This is a genomic window from Bacteroides sp. 519 (genome assembly GCF_010500955.1).
In the GTDB taxonomy this organism is placed as follows: domain Bacteria; phylum Bacteroidota; class Bacteroidia; order Bacteroidales; family Bacteroidaceae; genus Bacteroides.
This window is the reverse complement of the sequence record NZ_QVMJ01000027.1, coordinates 32389-55352: the sequence shown is the minus strand read 5'-3', so window position 1 is coordinate 55352 and position 22964 is coordinate 32389. Positions and strand designations below refer to the sequence as shown.

Sequence of the window (22964 nt, the reverse complement as noted above, 5' to 3'; positions counted from 1 at the left end):
AATAACCAGAAATCAATAACTTCTTGATTTTATAACAGAATTTCAAAGATCGTTTTTTATTTTCAATTTCTTTATGTCAGTTGGCACAAAGAAAGGAGGGGGTTAGGGGGAGGGTGTATTAGCAAACTTGCTTTCCTGTTCTAAAACCACATCTTTTATTGTTTCAATTACAACTGCCATATTTTTTAATACTTCTTCATCAGTAAAGCGCAAAACTTTGTATCCCTGATAAGTAAGATAATTATCCTTTTCTTCATCTTTTTTCTGAGTATCTTCAAAAAGATGCGTTACTCCATCCACTTCAATAACCAATTTAAGTTCCAAACACATAAAGTCTGCAATATACCAGCCAATGGGGCGTTGGCGGCGAAACTTATAGCCATTCATCATGCTTGCACGCAAAGCATATTTCCAAAGACATGCTTCGGCTTTAGTCATATTGGCGCGAAGTTTATTGGCGTTATATTTTAATCTTTTATTATAGTTATTATGATCTTGCATAATCTTTTGTTGGCACTTGTTGTTCTCCTGTTGTTACTTTGACCCCCTCCCCCTAACCCCCTCCAGAGGGGGACAGCCTTGCGGGTGGTTACTTAGCTTTATTTAAAGTATTTTCTATCAACTCTTCATCCGCCACAAACGGCATGGTAATATGATACTCATCCTCATGCGAACTATTAAACGCCTCCGTTGTTTCCATGGCATGCTCATTTCTTGCCCACGAGCGGCGTGCAACACCACCCATAACATCCCATAACATGGCCGAACGCAGAATCTCATCCACCCGCTCGCTACCATCGCACACCATGCCGAAGCCTCCGTTTACAGCTTTTCCTATGCCTACCCCGCCGCCATTGTGAAGTGCAACAAGGCTCATTCCTCTGGCGCAATTACCAGCAAAACATTGCGTAGCCATATCTGCCATAACATTACTGCCATCTTTTATGTTTGCCGTTTCACGGAACGGAGAGTCTGTTCCACTCACATCATGATGATCTCTGCCTAACATTATTGGGCCAACTTCGCCGTTTCTTACCATTTCGTTAAATCGGAGTGCAATATTCATGCGCCCTACCGCATCCTGATAAAGAATACGCGCCTGCGTTCCAACTACCAGATTATTCTTTTCCGCATCGCGTATCCAGATGTAATTATCCATATCCTGTCCGCGGCGATTGGGGTCGATACACTCCATGGCTGCGCGGTCTGTCTTAATAAGATCTTCGTGCTTTCCACTCAAACATACCCAGCGGAAAGGGCCATAGCCATAATCAAACAATTCGGGCCCCATAATATCCTCTACATAGCTGGGCCAGATGAAACCATCTTTTTCGTCTATCCCGTTCCGGGAGATTTCTTTCACGCCCGCATCATAAATGGCTTTCATGAAAGAATTGCCATAATCAAAGAAGTACGTTCCACGGGCAACCAGTTTCTTTATAACTTCAAAATGTCGGCGGAGTGATAAATCAACCAGTCGGCGAAACTTCTTTATATCTTTGTGCAACAAGCGGGTTCTTTCTTCAAAGCTGATACCTGCGGGGCAATATCCACCCTCATAAACAGCATGACAAGAGGTTTGGTCGGATAACAATTCAATAGGAATGTTCTTCTTATCGGCATATTCCAGCAAATCAACTATATTTCCGTGATAGGCAATAGAACAGGGTTCTTTCTTGTTTATCATTTCCTGCGCTATGGAAAATGCCTGTTTTATATCACTTACAATATGGCTAACCCATCCCTGACTGTATCTTGTTTCAATGCGCGAACGGTCGACCTCAGCAATAATGGCTACTGCTCCGGCAATCTCGGCCGCTTTAGGCTGGGCGCCACTCATGCCTCCCAAACCCGAAGACACAAACAGATGTCCGCGCAAATCTTTATCCTGTGGTATGCCAAGCTTCAGGCGTCCTGCATTCAGTAATGTATTAAAGGTTCCATGAACAATGCCCTGCGGGCCGATGTACATCCAGCCGCCAGCCGTCATCTGCCCGTAATTGGCCACTCCCATTTGTGCAGCAATGTGCCAATCGTGCTGATTGTCGAACTGTCCGATCATCATAGAATTGGTGATGATAACCCGGGGTGCATCCGGTTTACTGCGGAACAGTCCCAGCGGATGACCGGATTCAATAACCAATGTTTGCTCATTGGTCATCACTTCCAGGTATTGTTTAATAAGGAGGTACTGCATCCAGTTCTGGCAAACCTGTCCGGTTTCGCCATAGGTAACAAGTTCGTAGGGATAAAGAGCAATATCAAAACAGAGGTTATTATCAATCATCACCTGAAAGGCTTTCCCCTCAATACAGTTTCCTTTGTATTCATCAATTGGTTTTGCTTTCAGATCACCGGGCGGGCGAAAGCGGTAGCCATAAATACGGCCACGGGTACGCAACTCTTCCAAAAACTCAGGAGCCAGTTGTTCGTGCAGGTTTGTAGGGATATAGCGTAACGCATTTTTCAATGCAACAGCTGTTTGAGAAGGGGTAAGGGTATATCCACGATCGGGTGCCCTACGGATGCCTTCAATAAATACCGGGTAATCCGGTAGCGTATTGCTAAGGGTTATCTTCATAATAATAAAGGTTAAGAATGCGCAAACTGTCAACAACACAGCTTGATTGCGATTGCAAGATAGGAATTATGGTGGATATTTACAAGAAAATTGGGGTTTTTGGGAGCAAAAAGATTTTTGAAATCTTTTTGAAACGCAGATTAACGCGGATTTACGCAGATTAATCTTTTAATAAAAAATCTGCGTAAATTTGCGTAAATCTGCGTTTCAAAAATCATTGGCCATTTCTTTAATCCCCATAAAAAACATATATTTGTTGCCCATTTACTTGTGTGGTGATTGAACAATGAAGAATTACTTAAAATATTCCCTGTATTTTACCTGGTCAGTATTAATTATTCTACTGCTTTTGCATGAGCTTCCGGCCTTAACTATTGGTGGATACACTTTCCGCAAGGTCGATTTATTAAGCGATATCAAAGAAACAACCAATGCCGAAGAGGCCGATAGCGTTGTAGTGTTACCACCTATTGCAAAACCTGCTTTTGTGGATACCTGCCGTGCCGGCATAACCTGTATTGTTGATTACAGTGACTCTACCTGGCGCGGTATGAAACCTTTCTATGAAGCATTGAACCAGATAGAAGACTCTGCCCGGTTAGTAAAAGTAGCCGTATTTGGTGATTCGTTCATAGAAGCCGATATATTGACTGCCGACTTGCGCGAGATGTTGCAACAACAGTTTGGAGGTTGCGGAGTAGGATATGTAGATGTAACATCGTCCGTTTACGGATTTCGCCCTACGGTAATTCACTCTTTTAAAGGATGGAGAGGCCATGCTGCAACCGACAGTATGTACTTTGAGCGTTCCAAACAAGGTATTTCTTGCCGCTATTCCGAACCGTCGGACGGAGCATACGTAGAATACAAAGGGCAGTCTAAATACGCCTCGCTGTTAGATACCTTCGATATTGCCACTGTTTATTTCCACAACAAAGGTAACCTGAGACTATCGGCAAGAATAAACAAAGAGCCTGATAGCACACGCGTATTTGCCGCAGCCGAAGGGTTGCAGGAAATGCAGCTTCAGGGTAAAATTGGCTCGGTAAGATGGAGGGTAAATAAAACCGAATCGGCAATGTTTTATGGAGCAACACTCGATGGGGCTTCCGGAATAGCAGTAGATAACTTCTCGCTCCGTTCAAGCAATGGTACATCGTTGAAAAATATACCCGCACAAACGTTGAAAGAGTTTAATAGGGTACGCCCATACGACCTTATTATTTTGCAATATGGTTTAAATATCGCCACACAATCGGGCAAGAATTACGATTACTACCAGAAGGGAATTCTGGCCACTATCGATCACTTAAAAGAGTGTTTCCCACAGGCGGGAATCCTGTTGTTAAGTGTGGGCGACCGTGATTACCGGGCATCGGGTGGCGAAATGCGTACCATGCCGGGCATAAAGAACCTTATTAGTTATCAGGAACACATTGCAGCCGAAAGCAGAATTGCTTTCTGGAACATGTTCGAAGCAATGGGAGGCGATGGTAGTATTGCAGAGTTTGTACGCTCTAAACCATCGAAAGCCAACCTGGATTATACCCATATAAATTTCAGAGGCGGTAAAGAACTTGCCGGATTATTATACGAATCGTTGATTTACGGAAAAGAACAATATGACAAAAGATGTGCGTATGAAAAGGAATAGGATGATTTTTTTGTTATGTATGAGTTTGCTATTTGCATTAAAAGTGTTTTCGCAAGATTCCATAGCTGTACCTCCCCGGCCGGATGCACGGTTGACTATATGGGGTGGACTAAGGGAATACCGCTCGGCACGCGATACGGTTGAGGCTACAGTTTTATTGCCCGATTGTTTTCAGGAGGTTGCCTGCAATCGGATAGAAGATGAATTCAACGTTCTGTCTCCGGTGTTGGAGAAAATGAGAGACCTACGAATGGGTGCTTCGACCGATACTTTGAGGATACTCCACATAGGCGACAGTCATGTACGTGGACGTATTTTCCCCAATACAACAGGTGAGAAACTGACCGAAGTGTTTGGCCCCATTAAGTACATCGAAATGGGAGTGAATGGGGCTACCAATCTTACTTTTACGCATCCTATGCGTTTGCAGGCCATTGTTGAGGCCCAGCCGGATTTACTTGTAGTATCTTTCGGAACAAACGAGAGTCACAACAAACGCTACAATCCCAATGCACATTACAGGCAAATGGACGAGCTGATGACACTGATACGCAAGGATTTACCGGAAGTACCGGTGATATTTACCACACCGCCCGGGTCGTACGAATCGTTCAGACGACGTAACCGCAGACGAACTTACTCCATTAATCCGCGAACAGTTATGGCTGTTGATATCATACGTCGCTATGCCCATGAACATAAAATGGCAGTGTGGGACATGTATACTATCCTTGGTGGAGAATCGCGCGCCTGCAAAAACTGGAAAGAAGCCGGACTGATGCGGCCCGATCATGTACACTATATGCCCGATGCCTATGCTTTGCAGGGCGAACTATTATTTGAAGCAATTATTAATGCCTATAACACCTATGTCACTCTTTGATAACCTTACTATAGAAAAGCTACTCAAACTACTGCAATATGATAAGGATGCTCCCATGTTGTTTAACACTGGTTTCTTCCTTTGGTTCTTTGCTGTTTTTATTCTTTTCTATACCCTTCTTTATAAGAAGAACACGCTACGGCTTTTATATGTAGTAGCTTTTTCATATTATTTTTATTACAAAAGTAGTGGCACTTATTTCTATTTGCTGGCAATTGTAACCACCAGCGACTTTTTTATTGCCCATTTAATGTCGATAACCCATAAAAAGATATACCGCAAGCTGCTGGTTACTTTAAGTGTTTGTATAAATCTGGGCATTCTGTGTTATTTTAAATACACTAACTTCTTTGGTGAGATTCTTGCATCGATAACCGGAGGTACTTTCTCGGCTTTAGACCTTGTATTGCCTGTTGGTATTTCTTTCTTCACATTCCAGTCCTTGAGTTATACTATTGATGTGTACCGCAAGCAAATAACTCCACTTACCAACATACTCGATTATGCTTTCTATGTGTCCTTTTTCCCGCCGCTGGTGGCAGGGCCCATTATCCGTGCCAAGGACTTTATTCCCCAGATACGGAAACCGTTGTATGTATCGCACGAAATGTTTGGCCGTGGTATCTTCCTCATCCTCTGCGGACTTTTTAAGAAAGCTGTTATTTGCGATTATATCAGTATAAACTTTGTCGACCGCATATTTGCCAATCCCAATCTGTATTCCGGAGTAGAAAACCTGATGGGCGTTTACGGGTATGCTTTGCAAATCTATTGCGATTTTTCCGGTTACAGTGATATGGCCATCGGTATTGCCCTATTGCTTGGGTTCCATGTAAACATTAACTTTGACTCTCCATATCAGTCGGCTTCTATCACAGAGTTCTGGCGCCGTTGGCATATCTCTTTATCAAGTTGGTTGCGCGATTATCTGTACATCTCGCTGGGTGGAAACCGGAAAGGCAAATTCAAACAATACCTTAATCTTATTATCACCATGTTCCTGGGTGGACTATGGCACGGAAATTCCTGGAACTTTATTGTTTGGGGAATGCTTCATGGTGTATCTCTGGCCATACACAAAGCCTGGATGACTGTTACCCGACGTGCAAAAGGCGAAGTCAGTCGCGGCTGGCGTAGGGTAGGAGGTGTGTTTGTAACATTCAACTTTGTATGTTTCTGCTGGATCTTTTTCAGGAACAGGGAGTTCTCCGATTCAATGAGTATGCTTAAGCAGATATTTACCAACTTCCAACCACAGTTGTTTGTGCAGCTAATAGAGGGTTATTGGCAGGTTTTTGCACTGATGGCCATTGGTTTTGTGTTGCACTTTACCCCAAAGTCATTGGAGATGAAGTTCCAGAAAGGAGTTATCGGAATGCCCTTTGTAGGTAAAGTGCTTCTTATGGTTATGGTGATATATCTGGTTATTCAGGTGAAGAGTAGTGAGATACGGCCTTTTATTTATTTTGATTTTTAATCCACGAGAAAATTATTACTTTCCTTGAGTTGCAGGTTTAACAATCTCAATAATCAGGCCAAGGGCGTTGATGATACGGCAGAAAGTACCAATACTAGGTTCTATTAAGCCTTTTTCTACCCTTGAGATATAAGATTTGTTGGTACCAACCATTTCGGCTAGTTCGGATTGGGTGACCTTTTCTTTCTTTCGTGCATCATGAATGATTTGCCCCATACAGTAAGCATATGCTTCTTTGCGAAATTCTTCCCGTTCGGGAGTTCCCACCTTGCCGAACTTTTCATCAAGCATTGCATCTACACTAACTAAGTTCTCATTCTTTACTTTCATAATATTCCTCCTTTAACTTTAATGCTTTTTCTATTTCCGAAGTTGGGGTTTTTTGTGTTTTCTTTTGAAACCCATTGAATAGAATAACAATATTATCATTGTCAAATATGAAAAACACCCGAAATATATTTCCGTTGTACATGACTCTGATCTCATATATTTCATCGCACAGGTATTTTACGAATTTGGTACTTACCCGTTCTTGAGTTTTAAGCATTTCAATCACATAAAACACTTTCCTGGCTTCTTCTTCCTTTATGGAATCTATAAAATCCCTGAAATAGTTTTTATATGCGGATATAGTTCGTTGCTTTTTCATAGTACAAATATAGCCAAAGTTTACAGATCAGACAACTTTTAGTGTGATTTTTAATCCACCCCAATCTCATCCACATATAAATAAGGTGTCCGTCCCTCGCCCCTATGCCCTTTCGGCATCCCTTTGCTGGGCTTCATGATTACCTTAATATACCGGGTAGTAACCGGATCGAACTGTATATTGTATGCTTCAATCTTTTTGAAAGCAATATCGGTAATCTCCGGATATGCTTCGGAAGCAATCTTTTTGAAATTATTGTTATCATCGGATACCGATATACTTATTTCGGTGGGACCCATGCTCCAGGCATACACATCAATGTTAACCCGGGTTGATAGGTTGGATATTTCGGTCGGTTCCTCTAAATCAATAATGGCCTCCATACCCGTACCGTAAAAACCTAACCATCGGCCGGTTGAAGAATTATCACTGCCACTTAATCCATCAACCAATGTAATGGCTCCGGCATATCGTTGTGCCTCAGCCGGTTCGTATGTTAAAGTAATAGGCTTCAATGTGGCTTTGTTGAAACAAATATTCTCTCGCAATACTTTCTGCATATCAGGATTAACAACAGTTATTGCTTGAAGGCAGGCATTGCTTTTTACAACAATGGGTTCCTGGTATGGGGTAAGGTCATTATCCGGTTCACTACCATCAAGCGTATAATATATTGGTGAGTTATTTATTGAATAAAGTTCTACCTGTATACTCTTATCTGTTGGGTTGGGTAAGTAACGCGCTTTCAGGTTAAGAATGTGTTTGGCATAATTATATCCTTTCAGATCATAAATATCCAATAAATGGAGCAACCTTTGGGCGAAGTCTCTGTAATCCTTCTTTTCGGGTACTAACCATTGAACTTCGCAAAGAGCGGCCATACGTGGCAGTACCATATACTCGGCATGTTCAGGGGTAGATACATACTCTGTCCATAAGTTAGCCTGCACGCCAATAATCCGGTTCTTTTCTTCGTTAGTTAAGTCGCTGGGCATTGGCTCAAGACTATAAACTTTTTCAACATCAACAAAACCACCAATACCTGTGGGCTCATTGGTGAGGTCTGCCGTTTGCTGATAATCAAAGTACACATAATTGGCAGGCGTCATAATAACATCGTGGCCCAGTTGTGATGCCTTAATACCACCTTCCATTCCTCTCCACGACATAACAGTGGCATTGGGGGCAACATCGCCTTCCAGAATTTCGTCCCAACCAATAATGCTGCGTCCTCTGTTGTTCAGGAACTTCTCCATCCGTGCCATGCAATAACTCTGTAACCGGTCTTCGGCAGTATGCTCGGCATCGGCCATCAAACCCTCTGCTTTTATTCGTGCTTTGCATTGGGGGCATTCTTTCCAACGGTCGCGCGGAGCTTCATCGCCACCAATGTGGATTATTTTAGAAGGGAATAGTTCAAGAACCTCATCTAATACATCCTCCAGAAACGTCATTGCGTTTTCGTTTCCAATGCAAATTACATCTTTAAAAACGCCCCAACTTGTGGCTACCTCATACGGGCCTCCGGTACAACCAAACTCAGGATAAGCTGTTAATGCAGCCAATGTATGTCCGGGGAAGTCTATTTCCGGAATTACATTGATGTATCGCTCGGCAGCATAGGCAACAATATCCTTAATCTCTTCCTGAGTATAAAAACCAGCATACGGTTTGCCGTCATATTCGCCCGAATTTCTTCCAATAACTGTTTCTTTCCTTGTTGCTCCTATTTCCGTAAGCCGTGGATATTTCTTAATCTCTATTCTCCATCCCTGATCTTCGGTAAGATGCCAATGAAAATTATTCATGTTATGAAGAGCCAGCATGTCGAGATAAGTTTTTATAAACTCGGTAGAAAAGAAGTGTCGCCCCACATCCAGGTGCATACCCCGGTGTTTGAATCGGGGGTAGTCATTGATCTCTACCGGCAGCAGTTCAATATCGGTATCCTTTTCTATGGGGAGCGATTTTCGTAACGTTTGAATTCCGTAGAAAACACCAGTTGGAGTTTTACCAGATATTTTCACTTCCTTACTGTTTACTGTAAGCCGGTAACCTTCGGGGTTTTCAATATCATCTTCTACAGTTAAGATGATGGCGTTATCAATCTGCGAATCGGATAAAGGTATAACCTTTAATTGCTTACCGGTTATTTCGCGGATGTACCGGGCCAGAAACTCGGCATTGCTTTGTAATTCACTGTTTCCTGTTGGAAATGATATTTGTGTACTGTTTCTGATAAAGAAAGAACCTCCGTTGGTGTATGTAATTTCCTGGGGGAGGGGAATTACCTGATAGTTGTTCTTCACTGTTTTTGTTTCGCATGCTACGAAAACAAATAAAAGCCATAAAGGCAGCGTGTGTTTAAGTTTTAGCATAAATTGAATTTTAATATTGGTTATTGGTTAAGGCAAAGATAACACCTCTGTGTGCCATACACAAACAAATTTTTCGTTTTCGTATCACGCTTGTGGTACAAAAGTATCACGCTTGTGGTACAAAAGTGCCTTAGTGGTGATACTTTTGTACCACCCTCGGTGGTACTTTTGTTTCACGCTTAAAATAATTGATGAAACTTTTTTCTCAGGGTTTTAAAAATGGTGGTACTGCAATTTGTTGATTGTCAGTAGTGTATCATTCTTGTTGGTTCTATCGTATGAACCCTGTAGGGATAGCATTGACCTCGAAACTATATAGCGAAACATTTTTTTGCTACGCAAATAAATTGCACACCCACCCTACTATCTTTGCAGAGTCAATAAGACAAAGCGATATTTGATATAACGAAAACAGGTTTTACCTGTTTTTTATGAGGCAGTAGCTCAGTTGGTAGAGCAAGTGTGTAATTCCGCAATTATCTTCTTATTTAGGTCAACCGGGATTTACTTCTAGGGTTCTGGGTCGTCGGTTCGATTCCGGCCTGCCTCACTTTGTAAATAATGGTCAAAAGAGGCTTACTTCTAAACTCTGTAAATGTTAATAGTCTCTTAATTACCATATTTATTCATTTTAAAAGTATGATAATCACTCTTCATTTCTGATCTGGGAGAGAATCAGGAAGCACACAATTTGTTGCAACCAATATGACTACCCGCGAAGCTAAGAATCATCGTAAGCATAATTGTCTTTTACTTCGCTTGTAGAACGATTATATAATACACTTTACGGATTCACTAACGGATTTTATTTCATTGGAAAAGTGGATTTTCTATACTGAGGCTTTCGAGTCATAATACTCTCTAATTCTTCTTTTCATTCTAAGTGTGTATGTGCTTTCTATTTTTAAAGGCATAGATAATATATGCTCTGCTACTTGAAAAGCTTTTTCTGTTTGTTCTGTAAAAATGTATAACTCCCATAAATAATATTGAGGTCGAAAACGTGTAGGTATCATATAAGATGCTTGTCGCAAATAGAACTCAGCCAATTCATAATCATTATGTTTTAAATAATAATTTCCAATCATGCAATAACTTTCACAGGAAGGATAAATATCTCTTAGTCGTTCACTATCTATACATTCAGGCTGTTGAATAAGCCAAGTTGTATAATAATCATTAAAGCTAGTGTTGAATTTTAATTTACGGTATTGGGTGAGACTGATATCACTCTGACGATCATAAAAAGTAGATAACGATTGAATCATATTATCAAGAAAAAGATAGTCTTTAGAAGTCTGAATAATTAGAATACTGTATAGAATCAGAATAACATTATGAGTATGTGTTGTTTTGAATGAATACACTATTCTATTATCTATAGAACCAATAAAAATGGAGTAGAATAAAACTAAAGGTAAAACAGAAAAAGGATAAGAAAAAAAAGAAAAAGTTAACAAAGCCATTAATCCTGCCTTCATTGTTTTGTCTTCCCACGATTTTGATGGAGATTTAAAGGTAACATACAACAGTAATAAAACTAATAAAAAAACAATAATCCCTTTTTGAATAATAATACTGACAAATTCATTGAAAGTATATATCGTATTATCAGCAACTGATAGAAATGGGGATTTTGGCCTTTCTTTAAAATATTTAGCTTGATAAATCATATATTTTTTAGGAAAAGCACCAATTCCATGTCCTGTTAATGGAGCGTCTATAATCATATCTGCCGAAACACGCCATATTAGCAATCTGCTATTTGCTGATGTCGGTCTATATTGATATAGCAATATTCCTCCAATTAATACAGCTATTACAAGAAAAAGTGTTGTTTTATGTTTCCTTCCCCATTTTGGTGCTGCCACTAAAATAAAAAGAGTTATACTTCCGGTTAGCAAAGTAAGAAGCGCCGCACGTGAGTCGGCAATATAAAGTCCTATTAATTGTATTAGTATTCCTATTATTAAAACAAAACTTATTTTATTCTGTTTTTTCTTTATTGTATCATAAAGTAATCCAATAGAAAGCACACAACAAATAGCTATATACCCTCCCAAAGGACCAGGATTATCAAAAGAACCAGTAACATCAAATGTCATATGATTACTGGATAATAGTCCGTTTTTCTGGCAGATGGCTATTGCAGATTGAAAGATGCCAAGAAAGCAACATACATATAATATATATATTTTTGAAAAGATATAATTACGAAAAGCAACATAACAGACTATTACCGTTACCCATTGATAATATTGATATCTGTCTGCCTCCCATTCTTTATTTATAAACATTGAAGTGATACAATAAAGTAAGGTTACGCCTACAACTACATCTATAATATTTATAGAAATACACCTAGTTTTTTGTTGAAGCAGAAACTTTATCTGGTATGCAAATGCAACAGATACTATCAATAAAATCAACAGGCAACTTAGTAATTCATTAGCGAATATATTATAAAAAGCTTTGGTATCCACTATCGTTACACCATTTTAATTTTCGATAATAGTTATTCAATTCGTTGTTTGATTTTAAAGGAATATAAGTACTAAGACCGCAATAGGTTTTTATTACATATTCTTTCATAAACTCATTGGTATTTGCTTTATAAAGAACTGCTTTCTGGAGTTGGTTATCAAATTGTTCTTTTGAAGCATTCGGAAATGCATTATAAATAAAATCGGAAAAGTCAAAAATGTATTGGTTTTCATAATTATCCAACTGTTGTACGGCAGAACGATTTAGTAAGTCCAGATTGAATAAGTTTTCTTCTATTAGTTTCCGGGTAATTCCAGCCAATTTGCTTAATTCTGTTGTATGAATCACTGATATAGTAGCCGACTGGTATATTCCAGATAATTGTTGATAGTAATCCATATATTTTCCAGCTATTTTGCAAAGATCCGGTGTTTCGGTCATTAATTCCGAAATTATCATTTCATAAGGAAAACCGGTATATATGGTTTCGGTTGAAGATGCAATTATATAATCAGTTTTGTCTTTCAATTCATAAGCAACTTCTACAGCTCCCATTAAACAGGCATCAAAAAGAATATAATCAAATTTAATAGGCAGTGCTTTATTCATGTCTAGAATATCCATTTGCAAACCTTTTTCCTCACCAAATGACCTAGCATTGAAACCTACAGGAAGCCATGAACTTGCATGCGACCATAAAACAAGTCCATATTTATCAGCAGGATACTTACCTATTATTTCGGTTAATACCTTATTCATATTTGCAACTTCCAGAGAATTGAATTCTGTGTATTCCTTTATTTTAATTTCCTTATCTGCTTCTATTTTCAATATGTAAGGTATTTCGTCTGGCAAATTAACAAATACAATGAGATTATTTTCTTCATTAACAGGAAATGAGGACTTCATTTGCTCTATATTTCGCAATGCGTTGTCAGACAAATCATTATCAGCCGACATATAAACTATCACCGTGCGTTTGAAATTTTCTTCAGTTTTACCACATCCCATTAGTGAAAGTAATGCTGTTAGTATAATCACTAATTGCTTTATGTTATAACCACATTTGTTTTCCATCTTTTACTATAAAATATTTGTTACTTTCAGTGTCATTTATTGCATTTCTTACGTAAAATATTCCATTAGATGGAGCCTGAAACAGAATGGTATTTCCTGTTGCTGTTTTCTTTTCGTAAACTTTCCAGTCGTCTCCATTCCAATAATATAATTCGTATACATTGCCTTTGGTTATCCTGTTATCTTCAATACGTGGAAGATAATGAATTTCGGAAAGGACTTGTGGTGTCCCCAAATCAAGTCCTGTCCAAGCAAAGTCTGCTTCAGTTGCATCAAAATAAGTATATATATCGTCATCAAATACTTTATCACATGCCATTGGTGAATTGTACCATGATCCTGAAGTACCTATATTCTTTCCTGTGAGTTTCTCCCCGTTTCTCCCATAGAACTGTATTTCGGATACATTACAATGCCCTCCTTTAGGAGAAACGTATCGTAAATACCGGTATGGTGTGAGGTCGCTTATACCAACTTTCTCAAAATCTGTTCCTGGCATATCTTTGATAGTAAATAGCACTTTTTTATCAAAGAAATCATTACGGTTGGCTGCTTCAAATGTCCCTTGTTGCATACGGTAAAGCCATGGGTGATTTAAACCCGCATCGGATACTAAGAGCGGTTCAATATTCGCCATATCAGGTTCAAACACTTGTAAATCGCCATTGTCATCCAGTCGAAATGGAAATCCGGCAGGTACATGTTCTTCGTTTATATAAAAAACAGGTAAATAAAGGATATTCTTTCCAACACCCGAAAAATGTATATTATTATTCTCAACATTTCCCCATCCAACAATACTTGATGCTTGTTTCCCCATAGAAAGTAAATATGCATATCCATTTACATTTGCAGTAGGAAAAAAAATGGGTAATTCTACATCGAAGTTGCATCCTACATATTCCAAAGATACATCTTTCATATATTGGTTCTGTAATTCCGAAGGAATAAAATTATCGGGTAGGGTAATATTGTGCTGTTTGGCATAAGTATTCCTGTATACTTTACTTTTTCTGAGTCGTATGCCTAAATGATCTTCACCGGGAATGGTTTCTACACCCATAAAAGCAATATGTACCCCATTACTATCGCAAACGGCATTCCATGAATGTCCAAGGTTTCTATTTGGCCACTGTATAGTAAAATCTCTGGTAACAGGTATCCCTAATGCCCGCATAACAAAAATGGCAAGTGCACCCATTTCGTCACACGTTCCGCGTGGGGTGGTCATAAGCATAGAGTATGTCATTGTTGGCATGGGGTAATTAACCCATATAAAAGGTGGCAGTTGTTTATTTACCATTGCACAAGCTTCAACTGCGGTTATATCGTTGTGTTCCTTGAAATACAGGTTTAAGTCATCGAAACTAGCCAAAACTTTTTCGCGCCAGTTTTCCAGTGGTTCTTTTCCAACTCTGTATGGTAATATCTCTTCACAAAAAAGATCGAAAGAAATATATTTCCCCCAAGGTTGTTCCTGCCATACCTTAAATGCTAATTCTATATTGCTTATTAAATAGTTGGAGGTTATGTTTTTTATGTCTTCTTTTATTATTCTTTTTCCCCAATTATATTCTTTCAGCAATAGTTCTTTGTCTTGTGTATTACTCCATCGGTATAAGGCCGCTGCTATGTTTTCCCAAGAGGTATCATAATATTCGGCATATTTTCCAGGCATATTGGCTATAAGGAATTCGGCTGCCCGTAGCTTTAAACTGTCAGCGGGACTCTTACTGTAGTGTATTAATACAGTTTCCAGTTGGATTCGGTTGTTACCGGCTTGAGATAATGCTTCTTCGACATTGGGAGAGTAACGATAATGTTTGGTACAAGAAACTCCCAAAAAGCAAATGAGTATAATACATACTGATTTCATCGTTCTTTTTTTAATGTATTCATTTCCCCAAAATAGACAAGAACTCGATACTGCACCCGTACAGGAGTGCCGTTCAAACAACCAGGCTCCCACTTAGGCATAATAGATACCAATCTTAGGGCTTCCCTATCCAAATAAGGGTCTATTGAACGCATCAATAAAGGATTAGTAATACCATCTTTTTCTACAATGAATCCTACAATTATTGGATTTCTTTCCCCTTCGGGTTCATATATAGTATTGTTTTTCAGGAATTTTTGGAGTTCATCATAGCCACCAGGAAATTGCGGACAAATATCAACAGAATCAGGTTCCAGCACTTCTGGACTATCTATAGAAAAACCTATTTGGAAATGCCCTGTTGTTTTAACGGTTAAAATTTCTTTAAAAGGAACAGCCATTATGTCTTTTTCAGGGATACTATATCTAACATAGCATTCTGCTTCAACCTTCCTTACTTCCGACTTTCTTGTTGTTCCTTTTTTAATGTCTGAAAGTCGATATTTACAAACAATGTTTGAATGTGGTTTTATTTCAATTAGTTTGGGAAAATCCCACTCAAGTGAGAATACTTCAGTATATAAATCAAATATCTCTCCACTTTCATTTATAAATCGGAATTGGATGAAACTTTGTGAAGTATCATGTAAATCTCTACTGTTGTGAATAAACATTCGTTTATCGGTTGGGTTGCTTATCGTAATTCTTATTAGATCATCATTTTTAATATATGACAGGTTAATTACGGGACTATCATAAGAGAAACCAATACTAAGCCCTTGTCTCGTTTTAAGAGTGAGACTCTTATTTAAATAAACGCCATATATTTTTTTATCAGGAATACTATAAGCTATAATACAATCCATAATCACATTCCTTATCTCTGTTATTCTTTTCGTTCCTCGACGAATATCATCCATTTTATATTTGCAAACGATGTTTGATCGTGGATTAATACTTATTGATTTAGGAAAATTCCAATTGGGTGAAAACACCTCATCATAAAAGCCAAATCTCTCTCCCTTATCATTGAGAAATTGGAATTGAATAATACTTCCGGGGCCTTCAATACTATTATGAATGATCATTTTTTTATCCGTTGGATTTGTTAGAATAATCATTAGTATATCTTCATTACTATTATATGATGAACTTACAACCGGTTCTTCCTGTTGGGCAGAAACAGATAATGACAAGAATAGGAATGTAACTATTAAAAAGTTCTCAATTTTCATACTTAATGCCTGGAATATCATTGTCGCCATAATCTAACGAAAGCAATCCATATCCTAGATATGAATTGCCTCATTATACTTACTTTATTTAATTTTGGTTGTTAACGTTCTACCAGAATGTCCATTCGTAATCTTTATATCTGGAATATCATAACGTATTGAACATGTCGTTTCTACTGTAACAATTTCAGTTTGTTTGTTTACTCCTTTCCGAATCTCTTTTAAAGGATACTTCAGTGTGATGGCAGAACGTGGATTGATTTTTATAGTCGCTGGAGATTTCCCTTCTTGAATAAGAAGAAAAGAACCAGAACCTAACTTTTCATTTTTTTGATTTAAAAATCCAAAACAAACAGGTGAACCAGAATTACGAATATTCATTATCTTATCTGATGTATTGGAAAGAGTTATCATTATTATTTGATTATAACTATCATAATTGGAGTATATCATAAGGTCTTGCTTGGTCTTGATAGTTAAGGTTTTATTTAAGTATTTGTTAGATATTTTTTTATCAGGAATAGTATAGTACACATGACAGTCTGCTTTAACCGAATAAATTTCTGTTGAAATAGTAGAGGGTCGCATATTGTCTAAATAAAATTTAAAAAACTTATTGGAACGTGGTTCTATATAGACAACCTTTTGGTAAGCCAATGCCTCTAGAAAAACCGCCGTGTAGTCACTAAATACTCGACCATTTTTATCAAAAAATTTAAATAGCACATTGCTTCCAGAACTCATTGGATCACTAATATTACGAATACGCATTGTTTTGTCTGTGGTATTTGTAAGAATAATCGTTATAATTTTATTATAAGCGTCGTAGGATGAATTTACAACAATTTCCGGTTGTTGTGCTGTAATCCACACAGAGCACAACAGCATTATGATTAAAATATTTCCTTTTCTCATATTTTCTATTTTTTATAATATTTTTCTGATATAATTAAAGTCTGTTCATGTTTCCATAACACATATGCTCTTTCCTGATTATACTTTGAAGAAACATTTTTATGAGTAGCTATTTCTGCCTTATAGGCTGCTATTTCATTTCTATAATACTGAGGAGATTGAAGCATTTTAATACTAATCTCTCCTTTATAATCTTCTAGTGAAGAGCCTGGAAAATTAAGTTCCACGGTCTTAATATGATGCTCAATATGCGATGGAACATTTTCTATCATGATAGCGGAAGGCAGTATTTGTCCATCTCCTACAATCTTATCATTATCAACATGATATATTTCATGCCAAATGATAGCTACCTGATCATTAATTGTATAACCATTATAAACGAATTTTTGGCATATCCCTATGGTTCCATCTTTCTCTTTTATAGCATTGGTGTAGCAATTTGTTGCAAATTTGATTTTATATTTATTCAAGTCAACACCCATTGCTTTCAACTTTTCATAAATTTCAGGAAGTACATCGTTGATTGCTTCAACTACAGCGTTCAAAGCAGCGGCAATATCAGGGGCACTGGCACCAGGGCTAGTGACTCTAGGTACTGGATATTGTTGACTAGAACCTGTTCCACTCCCTGTTCTTGGCGGTTGTGCAGGTGGAATATAAGCAGGTGGATAATAATAATCCGGAATTGAATTTGTTGGCGGAACATAAGGAGGTGGTAACGATGGTGGAGGTGGAGGCGGTGTTGGTGTTGTTTTTGGAGCCGTTATAATAACATCGGGTAACCAATATGACCCACCGCCACCAAATTCACTATTTTTTGTCAAGGTTCTAACATTCCTTTTCAACCGTGCCGATCCTAGCAAATCAGTCATATCATCCAGATCAGCCAAGTGGTTTTCACTTGCATAAAACATAGATTTATAACCACATAATTGTCCTTTGGTATATTTTTCTACTCCAATAGTGTAATTAGTAGTAACAGTTGAATATACAATTGTTCCACTAAAATCACTATTTGGATCACCACCATAAAACATTTTATCTATTTTAGTACTGTTTTTTGTTGCATTTTCCTCTGCAGGAATAATTGTTGCGATATAGCAGCTATAGACGTTTGCTTCCAAGTCTTTTACTACAATTAACTTTTGCAACATTACAGTAGAATAGGTTTCGTGATGCTCCGAAGAAGTTGTATCGGTTGTCGTGTAAAATGAGCCTTCATAAGTGGCTTCGGTAATTAAAGGAACATTCACTGCAAAGGTACCAGTTGAGTAAAGGCTCTGGCTCTTCCCCATTCGGGAGCAATATTGCCAGGATGTAATCCAGTAGGTTCCTCTTCCATTTCCATAGAGGCGTAATCTTCGAAATAATTCCGGGCCTCCAATATTAGATGCGAATCGGGAATTTCGTTGTCATCATAATCATCTCTTTCACATGCATAAAGCAATAGCAATGCAAATAATGATAGAGTCCAAAAAGTGCTGTGCTTCATAGAATTAGATATAACTATGCCTATAGCCTCTCAGATTTGGCATTAATAATAGAAGACGGAAGAGGCTGTAATTCATTAATAATAAACGAATAGAATCAGCGTCTGTTAAAATTATGCAAATGCAAATAAAGCATTATTTATGAATAAAAACAAATATTTTTAATAAAATATTTTAAAACACTCACATTGAGTACTGTTGGTAGTTGTTAGTCGCAATGACCGTTATTTTGGTTCGAATTGGATTTGCCGAATTGGAACGGAATTATAACCAAATGCTCTATGCTCTATTGATATGAATATTTTTCGATAAGAAAGTCTAGTTTCTTCCGTAGACTCTTTCTTCTTATCCCTAGAACAGGTTGACAGGTTTAATAATATTTTTTTGCTACGCAAATAAACTGCATACCCACCCTACTATCTTTGCAGAGTCAATAAGACAAAGCGATATTTGATATAACGAAAACAGGTTTTACCTGTTTTTTATGAGGCAGTAGCTCAGTTGGTAGAGCAAGTGTGTAATTCCGCAATTATCTTTTTATTTAGGTCAACCGGGATTTACTTCTAGGGTTCTGGGTCGCCGGTTCGATTCCGGCCTGCCTCACTTTGTAAATAATGGTCAAAAGAGGCTTACTTCTAAACTCTGGAAATGTTAATAGTCTCTTAATTACCATATTTATTCATTTTAAAAGTATGATTGTATGAAAAACGATTTGTTGAAAGTGTCGATCCGGCAGAATGCTATTTTTATATCGAAAGATAAAATGGTAGTAACAAAAGATAATCTGAAACAAACAACCCTTATACTGGTTGCTAATTTAAAAAAAATAGGTTACACTGTATCCGAAGACCTGTTACAGGCATTAAATACACTTGCACCCAACCAAATGATTGCTATTTTTAATCTAATGAAAGAAGTGTTGGGACTTAACCTTAACTGGGCACCGTTGGTTAAAGGTTGGGACACACCAACCGGAGAAACCCAGTGGGATCATTTAGTAACACTGATAGCGAATATCTTTAATAGTAAAAGTGGATCCCGTTTGGCTTGTGGACATATAATTCCGGAAAATACATTCCCGTTAGAAAGGTACAACGGATGCCCGTTTTGTGGTACACCTTTCCAATTGTCGGAGATAGAGAATTACGGACAAGGAAGTAAGTTGAAACTCTTAACGCTTTGGACTGAAGATGATTTGGCAACCTATTATCAAAACCTGTTAGAATCGCGAACTGCTTTAGATGCTACACAAGCCGACAGCTTGAAAATTCTGGCGCAGGAACTCCCTTTCCCCAATGTGGAGATAACAATGAAAGAAACCCAGGTCTTGATTCTGGATACTTTTGTTGAAAAGAAGGAGTTTGTTAAAGCTCAACAGTTTATAACCACTCCTACAGATGTATTGCGTTACCTGTGGTATAAGAAAACCGGATTTCTGCAAATTATAGAACCTAAAACGCTTATTAAAAGGGCTCAGAATAACGATGTACATATCATAGCCCATCTGGATAATTCAAAGAAAGCCGGGATAGATAGAAAAACGGTTCTTAAACTGAAATACAACCGTACACAGTGCAGAATGGTTGCTACATGGCTGAACAATTTAGATATGGATATGGAAAAGGCTTGCGAAGCCATGCATCCCAAACGCGGAATGTGGGTACGCTTTATCAGAGCGCTTCGTTTAGCCGAATATGCTCAGAAGCCGGGATTTGAATATCTGAAAGAATTGCTTGATGTATTCTATAATAAAGTTTATACCGTATATCAGGGAGAGGTAGAAGTTGCACGATTGAAATCGGATGTAGTGAAAACATTTAACCTGCTGAAACAAAGACCAGGTTTATTTGCCCGATCGTTGTTTGCCAATATGCTTTGGTTTGGTACAGATCAAACACTTGCTGCTTTCGAGGAGGTAATGGATCAGGTTCCTGCCCGTTTACTGTTTACACTGAATATGTATGCGGAGACTTATTTCGATCCCAAAGCAGTTCGTATAGTTAAGCCGCTTGGTGGAAATGCCAAAAGCATCGGTCCCAATAATCTGGTTAACATATACACAACAGATCAGCTGAAAGAGATGGTTTCGAAGGTAGAAGACCTATGTGTGACAGCTGTTTCTAACCGTTTCGGTAAAATTGAAACAGATAGTAAAACAATGTACATAGATCCTATGCTGTTCAATATTCCTTTGTCTATAGGCGATAGAAGTGATACAGTGCAAGACACCTCGAGTGCATTGATGGGTACCCGTTTCCATTTAGAAGGAAATGCTGTTCGTTTGTTTATGCAGTGGGGAAAAGATTTGCCGGCTCAACATCTCGATATGGATTTGAGTTGTATGATAGTTTATCAGTCAAAAACGGAGATTTGTGCTTTCTGTAATCTGGTTACGCTTGGTGCCAAACATAGCGGAGACATCCGAAGCATACCTAACAAAGTAGGTACTGCCGAATATATTGAACTGGATATACAGGCGTTGACCAAAGAGAATGCCCGTTACGTGGTATTTACGTGTAACGCATATAGCAATGGGGCAATATCACCCAACCTGGTTGTTGGTTGGATGAACTCGGCCAACCCGATGAGAATTTCCGAGAAAACCGGGGTTGCTTACGATCCATCGTGTGTGCAGCACCAGGTACGGGTAACACAAAGTGCAGCCAAAGGACTTGTGTTTGGTGTATTAGATGTTACAGCCCGCGAAATAATCTGGTTAGAAATGCCTTTCGGTGGTCAGGTAGTAGGAAATATGAAGTTCGAAAACGTAGAAGCATTACTGGCCAAGCTGAAAAGTAAAACAACAATCGGTAACCTGCTTTCTATTAAAGCAGAAGCCCAGAACCTTACCATTGTCGAAAACAAAGAAGCCGACGAAGTTTATACCCTGCAATGGGCAATGGATACGGCAGCTGTAACTAAGTTGCTTATTGAGTAGAATTAAGAATTAAGAAGTAAGTAGTAAGTAGCAATGCTGCATAGATTCTTACTACTTACTACTTACTTCTTACTACTTACTTCTCTTATATCTCGCTAAAGCTTCCAGAAAATAATAATCTGCATACACAAGGGGTTTATCTATCTCCGATTGATGAGGGATACTACCCACACAGTGCATAATAAGGAAATTTGCATTTGATCCGATTGGAGCTTTGTACTGCATATTAGATAATCGGTACAACATACTTACTGCATAATCGGTATATTTTGATTCTTGGGCAAGTATTCCCAGTTCGAATAAGGCCGAACTGGTGATACATGCAGCAGAGGCATCCTTTATTCTTTTCTCATATTTAGAAGCATAAGACTTTTTATCCGGAGTATAACCCACTTCGCATACATTAAAATCCCACAACGGAATCAAATCTTCGGGCAAATGGCGCAGGTAGTAATTAGCTGCATTGATGGCTATGCGCAAATAATCCGGATCTTTTGTTTCGCGATACATCATTGTAAAGCCATAAATAATCCATGCCTGCCCCCGGGCCCATGTAGAGTTATCAGCGTATCCCTGTGCTGTGCCCCTAAACAAAGCTTTGCCCGAAATAGAATCGAAATCCACCACATGATACGTACTATAATTGTCTCTGAAATGGTTCATAATAGTGGTATTGGCATGAGCAACAGCAATATTATAATATTTTTTGTTTCCCGAAAGGCGTGAAGCGGCAAACAACATCTCCAAGTTCATCATATTATCAACAATAACCGGAAATTGCCCGCTTGTTTCTCCATCCCACGACTGAAAAGAATTCCACGATTTTATTGTTTGTGTACGTTCGTCAAAACGGGTTGAAAGCGATTCGGCGCTTTGAATAATAATATCCCGGTATCCGGCTTTAGGTGCCAGGCGTAGTGCGTTGCCATAGCTGCAATATATCATGAAACCCAAATCGTGGTTACCTGTAAAAGTTTTAAGAGGTTCAAGCGAGGCAGTCCATTTCTCTGCTTCGGCAAGCCAAACAGAGTCTTCGGTTAACTCATAAAGGTACCACAAAGAACCAGGAAAGAAACCGGGAGTCCAATCGTACATATCTGTGGTAGTCAGTTTACCACTATCATCCATAGAACGTGGGTAATTCTTTCCGGTTGGCTCACCCACATTTTTCAGCATTAAATGTGTTTGCGCAGTTGCATACTCTATATTTTCGCGAATGAATTTACTCTTACTTTCAACACAGGCACTAAATGATATAATACTAATAAAGAGACATAAGATTTGTAGATTAACTCTGATAATCTTTTTCATAATATATTTTAAT

General features: G+C 38.4%; 17 protein-coding genes and 2 tRNA genes. 6 read left to right on the top strand and 13 right to left on the bottom strand.

The annotated features are described in order from the left end of the window. Nucleotides 1-102: 102 nt before the first annotated feature. Both D0T85_RS18265 and D0T85_RS18260 read right to left on the bottom strand, forming a co-directional pair. Entirely contained in the window at nt 103-501 is a 399-nt protein-coding gene (locus D0T85_RS18265) for an endonuclease domain-containing protein (RefSeq protein WP_163214964.1), read from the bottom strand. Between the two features lie 88 nt (nt 502-589). Next, the gene (locus D0T85_RS18260; RefSeq protein WP_163214963.1) at nt 590-2581 is read right to left on the bottom strand and encodes a urocanate hydratase; all 1992 of its coding nucleotides are present in this window, start codon (nt 2579-2581) and stop codon (nt 590-592) included. 286 nt (nt 2582-2867) lie between these two features. On the opposite strand from D0T85_RS18260, the gene D0T85_RS18255 reads away from it, so the two are divergent. Genes D0T85_RS18255 through D0T85_RS18245 form a run of 3 tightly spaced genes read left to right on the top strand, consistent with a single transcriptional unit; the run spans nt 2868 to nt 6595 of the window. Next, nucleotides 2868-4235, top strand: coding sequence for an SGNH/GDSL hydrolase family protein (locus D0T85_RS18255; protein WP_163214962.1), 1368 nt, complete (start codon nt 2868-2870; stop codon nt 4233-4235). Next, on the top strand, nt 4222-5118 hold the full coding sequence (locus tag D0T85_RS18250; protein ID WP_203558523.1) for an SGNH/GDSL hydrolase family protein: 897 nt from the start codon (nt 4222-4224) through the stop codon (nt 5116-5118). Before D0T85_RS18255 ends, D0T85_RS18250 begins: the two co-directional genes overlap by 14 nt. Continuing rightward, entirely contained in the window at nt 5105-6595 is a 1491-nt protein-coding gene (locus D0T85_RS18245) for an MBOAT family protein (RefSeq protein ID WP_163214960.1), read from the top strand. The genes D0T85_RS18250 and D0T85_RS18245 overlap by 14 nt, the downstream gene beginning before the upstream one ends. 15 nt (nt 6596-6610) lie before the next feature. On the opposite strand, the gene D0T85_RS18240 is transcribed toward D0T85_RS18245, so the two are convergent. The 3 genes from D0T85_RS18240 to D0T85_RS18230 are packed head-to-tail and all read right to left on the bottom strand — an operon-like array spanning nt 6611 to nt 9622. Continuing rightward, nucleotides 6611-6925: a helix-turn-helix domain-containing protein gene (locus tag D0T85_RS18240; RefSeq protein ID WP_163214959.1), complete on the bottom strand. Its 315-nt coding sequence runs from the start codon at nt 6923-6925 to the stop codon at nt 6611-6613. Then, on the bottom strand, nt 6909-7244 hold the full coding sequence (locus tag D0T85_RS18235; protein WP_163214958.1) for a type II toxin-antitoxin system RelE/ParE family toxin: 336 nt from the start codon (nt 7242-7244) through the stop codon (nt 6909-6911). The genes D0T85_RS18240 and D0T85_RS18235 overlap by 17 nt, the downstream gene beginning before the upstream one ends. 50 nt (nt 7245-7294) lie before the next feature. Then, nucleotides 7295-9622, bottom strand: a complete 2328-nt coding sequence (locus D0T85_RS18230; protein WP_163214957.1) for a family 20 glycosylhydrolase — start codon at nt 9620-9622, stop codon at nt 7295-7297. Between the two features lie 433 nt (nt 9623-10055). Between D0T85_RS18230 and D0T85_RS18225 the strand changes: the two genes are divergently transcribed. Then, nucleotides 10056-10172: transfer RNA gene (locus D0T85_RS18225), tRNA-OTHER, on the top strand. 280 nt (nt 10173-10452) lie between these two features. Here D0T85_RS18225 and D0T85_RS18220 read toward each other — a convergent pair. The 7 genes from D0T85_RS18220 to D0T85_RS18190 form a co-directional block, all read right to left on the bottom strand. After that, complete coding sequence (locus tag D0T85_RS18220) at nt 10453-12105, bottom strand: O-antigen ligase family protein (protein WP_163214956.1); 1653 nt, start codon at nt 12103-12105, stop codon at nt 10453-10455. After that, nucleotides 12083-13183 carry a clostripain-related cysteine peptidase gene (locus D0T85_RS18215; RefSeq protein ID WP_163214955.1) on the bottom strand — a complete coding sequence of 367 codons (1101 nt, stop codon included), beginning with the start codon at nt 13181-13183 and terminating at the stop codon, nt 12083-12085. The genes D0T85_RS18220 and D0T85_RS18215 overlap by 23 nt, the downstream gene beginning before the upstream one ends. Further along, nucleotides 13161-15059 carry a hypothetical protein gene (locus D0T85_RS18210; RefSeq protein ID WP_163214954.1) on the bottom strand — a complete coding sequence of 633 codons (1899 nt, stop codon included), beginning with the start codon at nt 15057-15059 and terminating at the stop codon, nt 13161-13163. The genes D0T85_RS18215 and D0T85_RS18210 overlap by 23 nt, the downstream gene beginning before the upstream one ends. Next, on the bottom strand, nt 15056-16294 hold the full coding sequence (locus D0T85_RS18205) for an energy transducer TonB (protein ID WP_163214953.1): 1239 nt from the start codon (nt 16292-16294) through the stop codon (nt 15056-15058). Before D0T85_RS18205 ends, D0T85_RS18210 begins: the two co-directional genes overlap by 4 nt. Nucleotides 16295-16378: 84 nt before the next feature. Further along, on the bottom strand, nt 16379-17209 hold the full coding sequence (locus D0T85_RS18200; RefSeq protein WP_163214952.1) for a hypothetical protein: 831 nt from the start codon (nt 17207-17209) through the stop codon (nt 16379-16381). 5 nt (nt 17210-17214) lie between these two features. Continuing rightward, complete coding sequence (locus D0T85_RS18195) at nt 17215-18507, bottom strand: hypothetical protein (protein WP_163214951.1); 1293 nt, start codon at nt 18505-18507, stop codon at nt 17215-17217. Continuing rightward, nucleotides 18462-18704: a hypothetical protein gene (locus D0T85_RS18190; protein WP_163214950.1), complete on the bottom strand. Its 243-nt coding sequence runs from the start codon at nt 18702-18704 to the stop codon at nt 18462-18464. The genes D0T85_RS18195 and D0T85_RS18190 overlap by 46 nt, the downstream gene beginning before the upstream one ends. A gap of 484 nt (nt 18705-19188) precedes the next feature. On the opposite strand from D0T85_RS18190, the gene D0T85_RS18185 reads away from it, so the two are divergent. Together D0T85_RS18185 and D0T85_RS18180 are read left to right on the top strand one after the other, a co-directional pair. Continuing rightward, nucleotides 19189-19305, top strand: a tRNA-OTHER gene (locus D0T85_RS18185). 97 nt (nt 19306-19402) lie between these two features. Further along, on the top strand, nt 19403-21640 hold the full coding sequence (locus D0T85_RS18180; RefSeq protein ID WP_163214949.1) for a hypothetical protein: 2238 nt from the start codon (nt 19403-19405) through the stop codon (nt 21638-21640). A 72-nt stretch (nt 21641-21712) separates the two neighbouring features. On the opposite strand, the gene D0T85_RS18175 is transcribed toward D0T85_RS18180, so the two are convergent. After that, the gene (locus D0T85_RS18175) at nt 21713-22951 is read right to left on the bottom strand and encodes a glycoside hydrolase family 88 protein (RefSeq protein WP_163214948.1); all 1239 of its coding nucleotides are present in this window, start codon (nt 22949-22951) and stop codon (nt 21713-21715) included. Between the last annotated feature and the right edge of the window lie 13 nt (nt 22952-22964).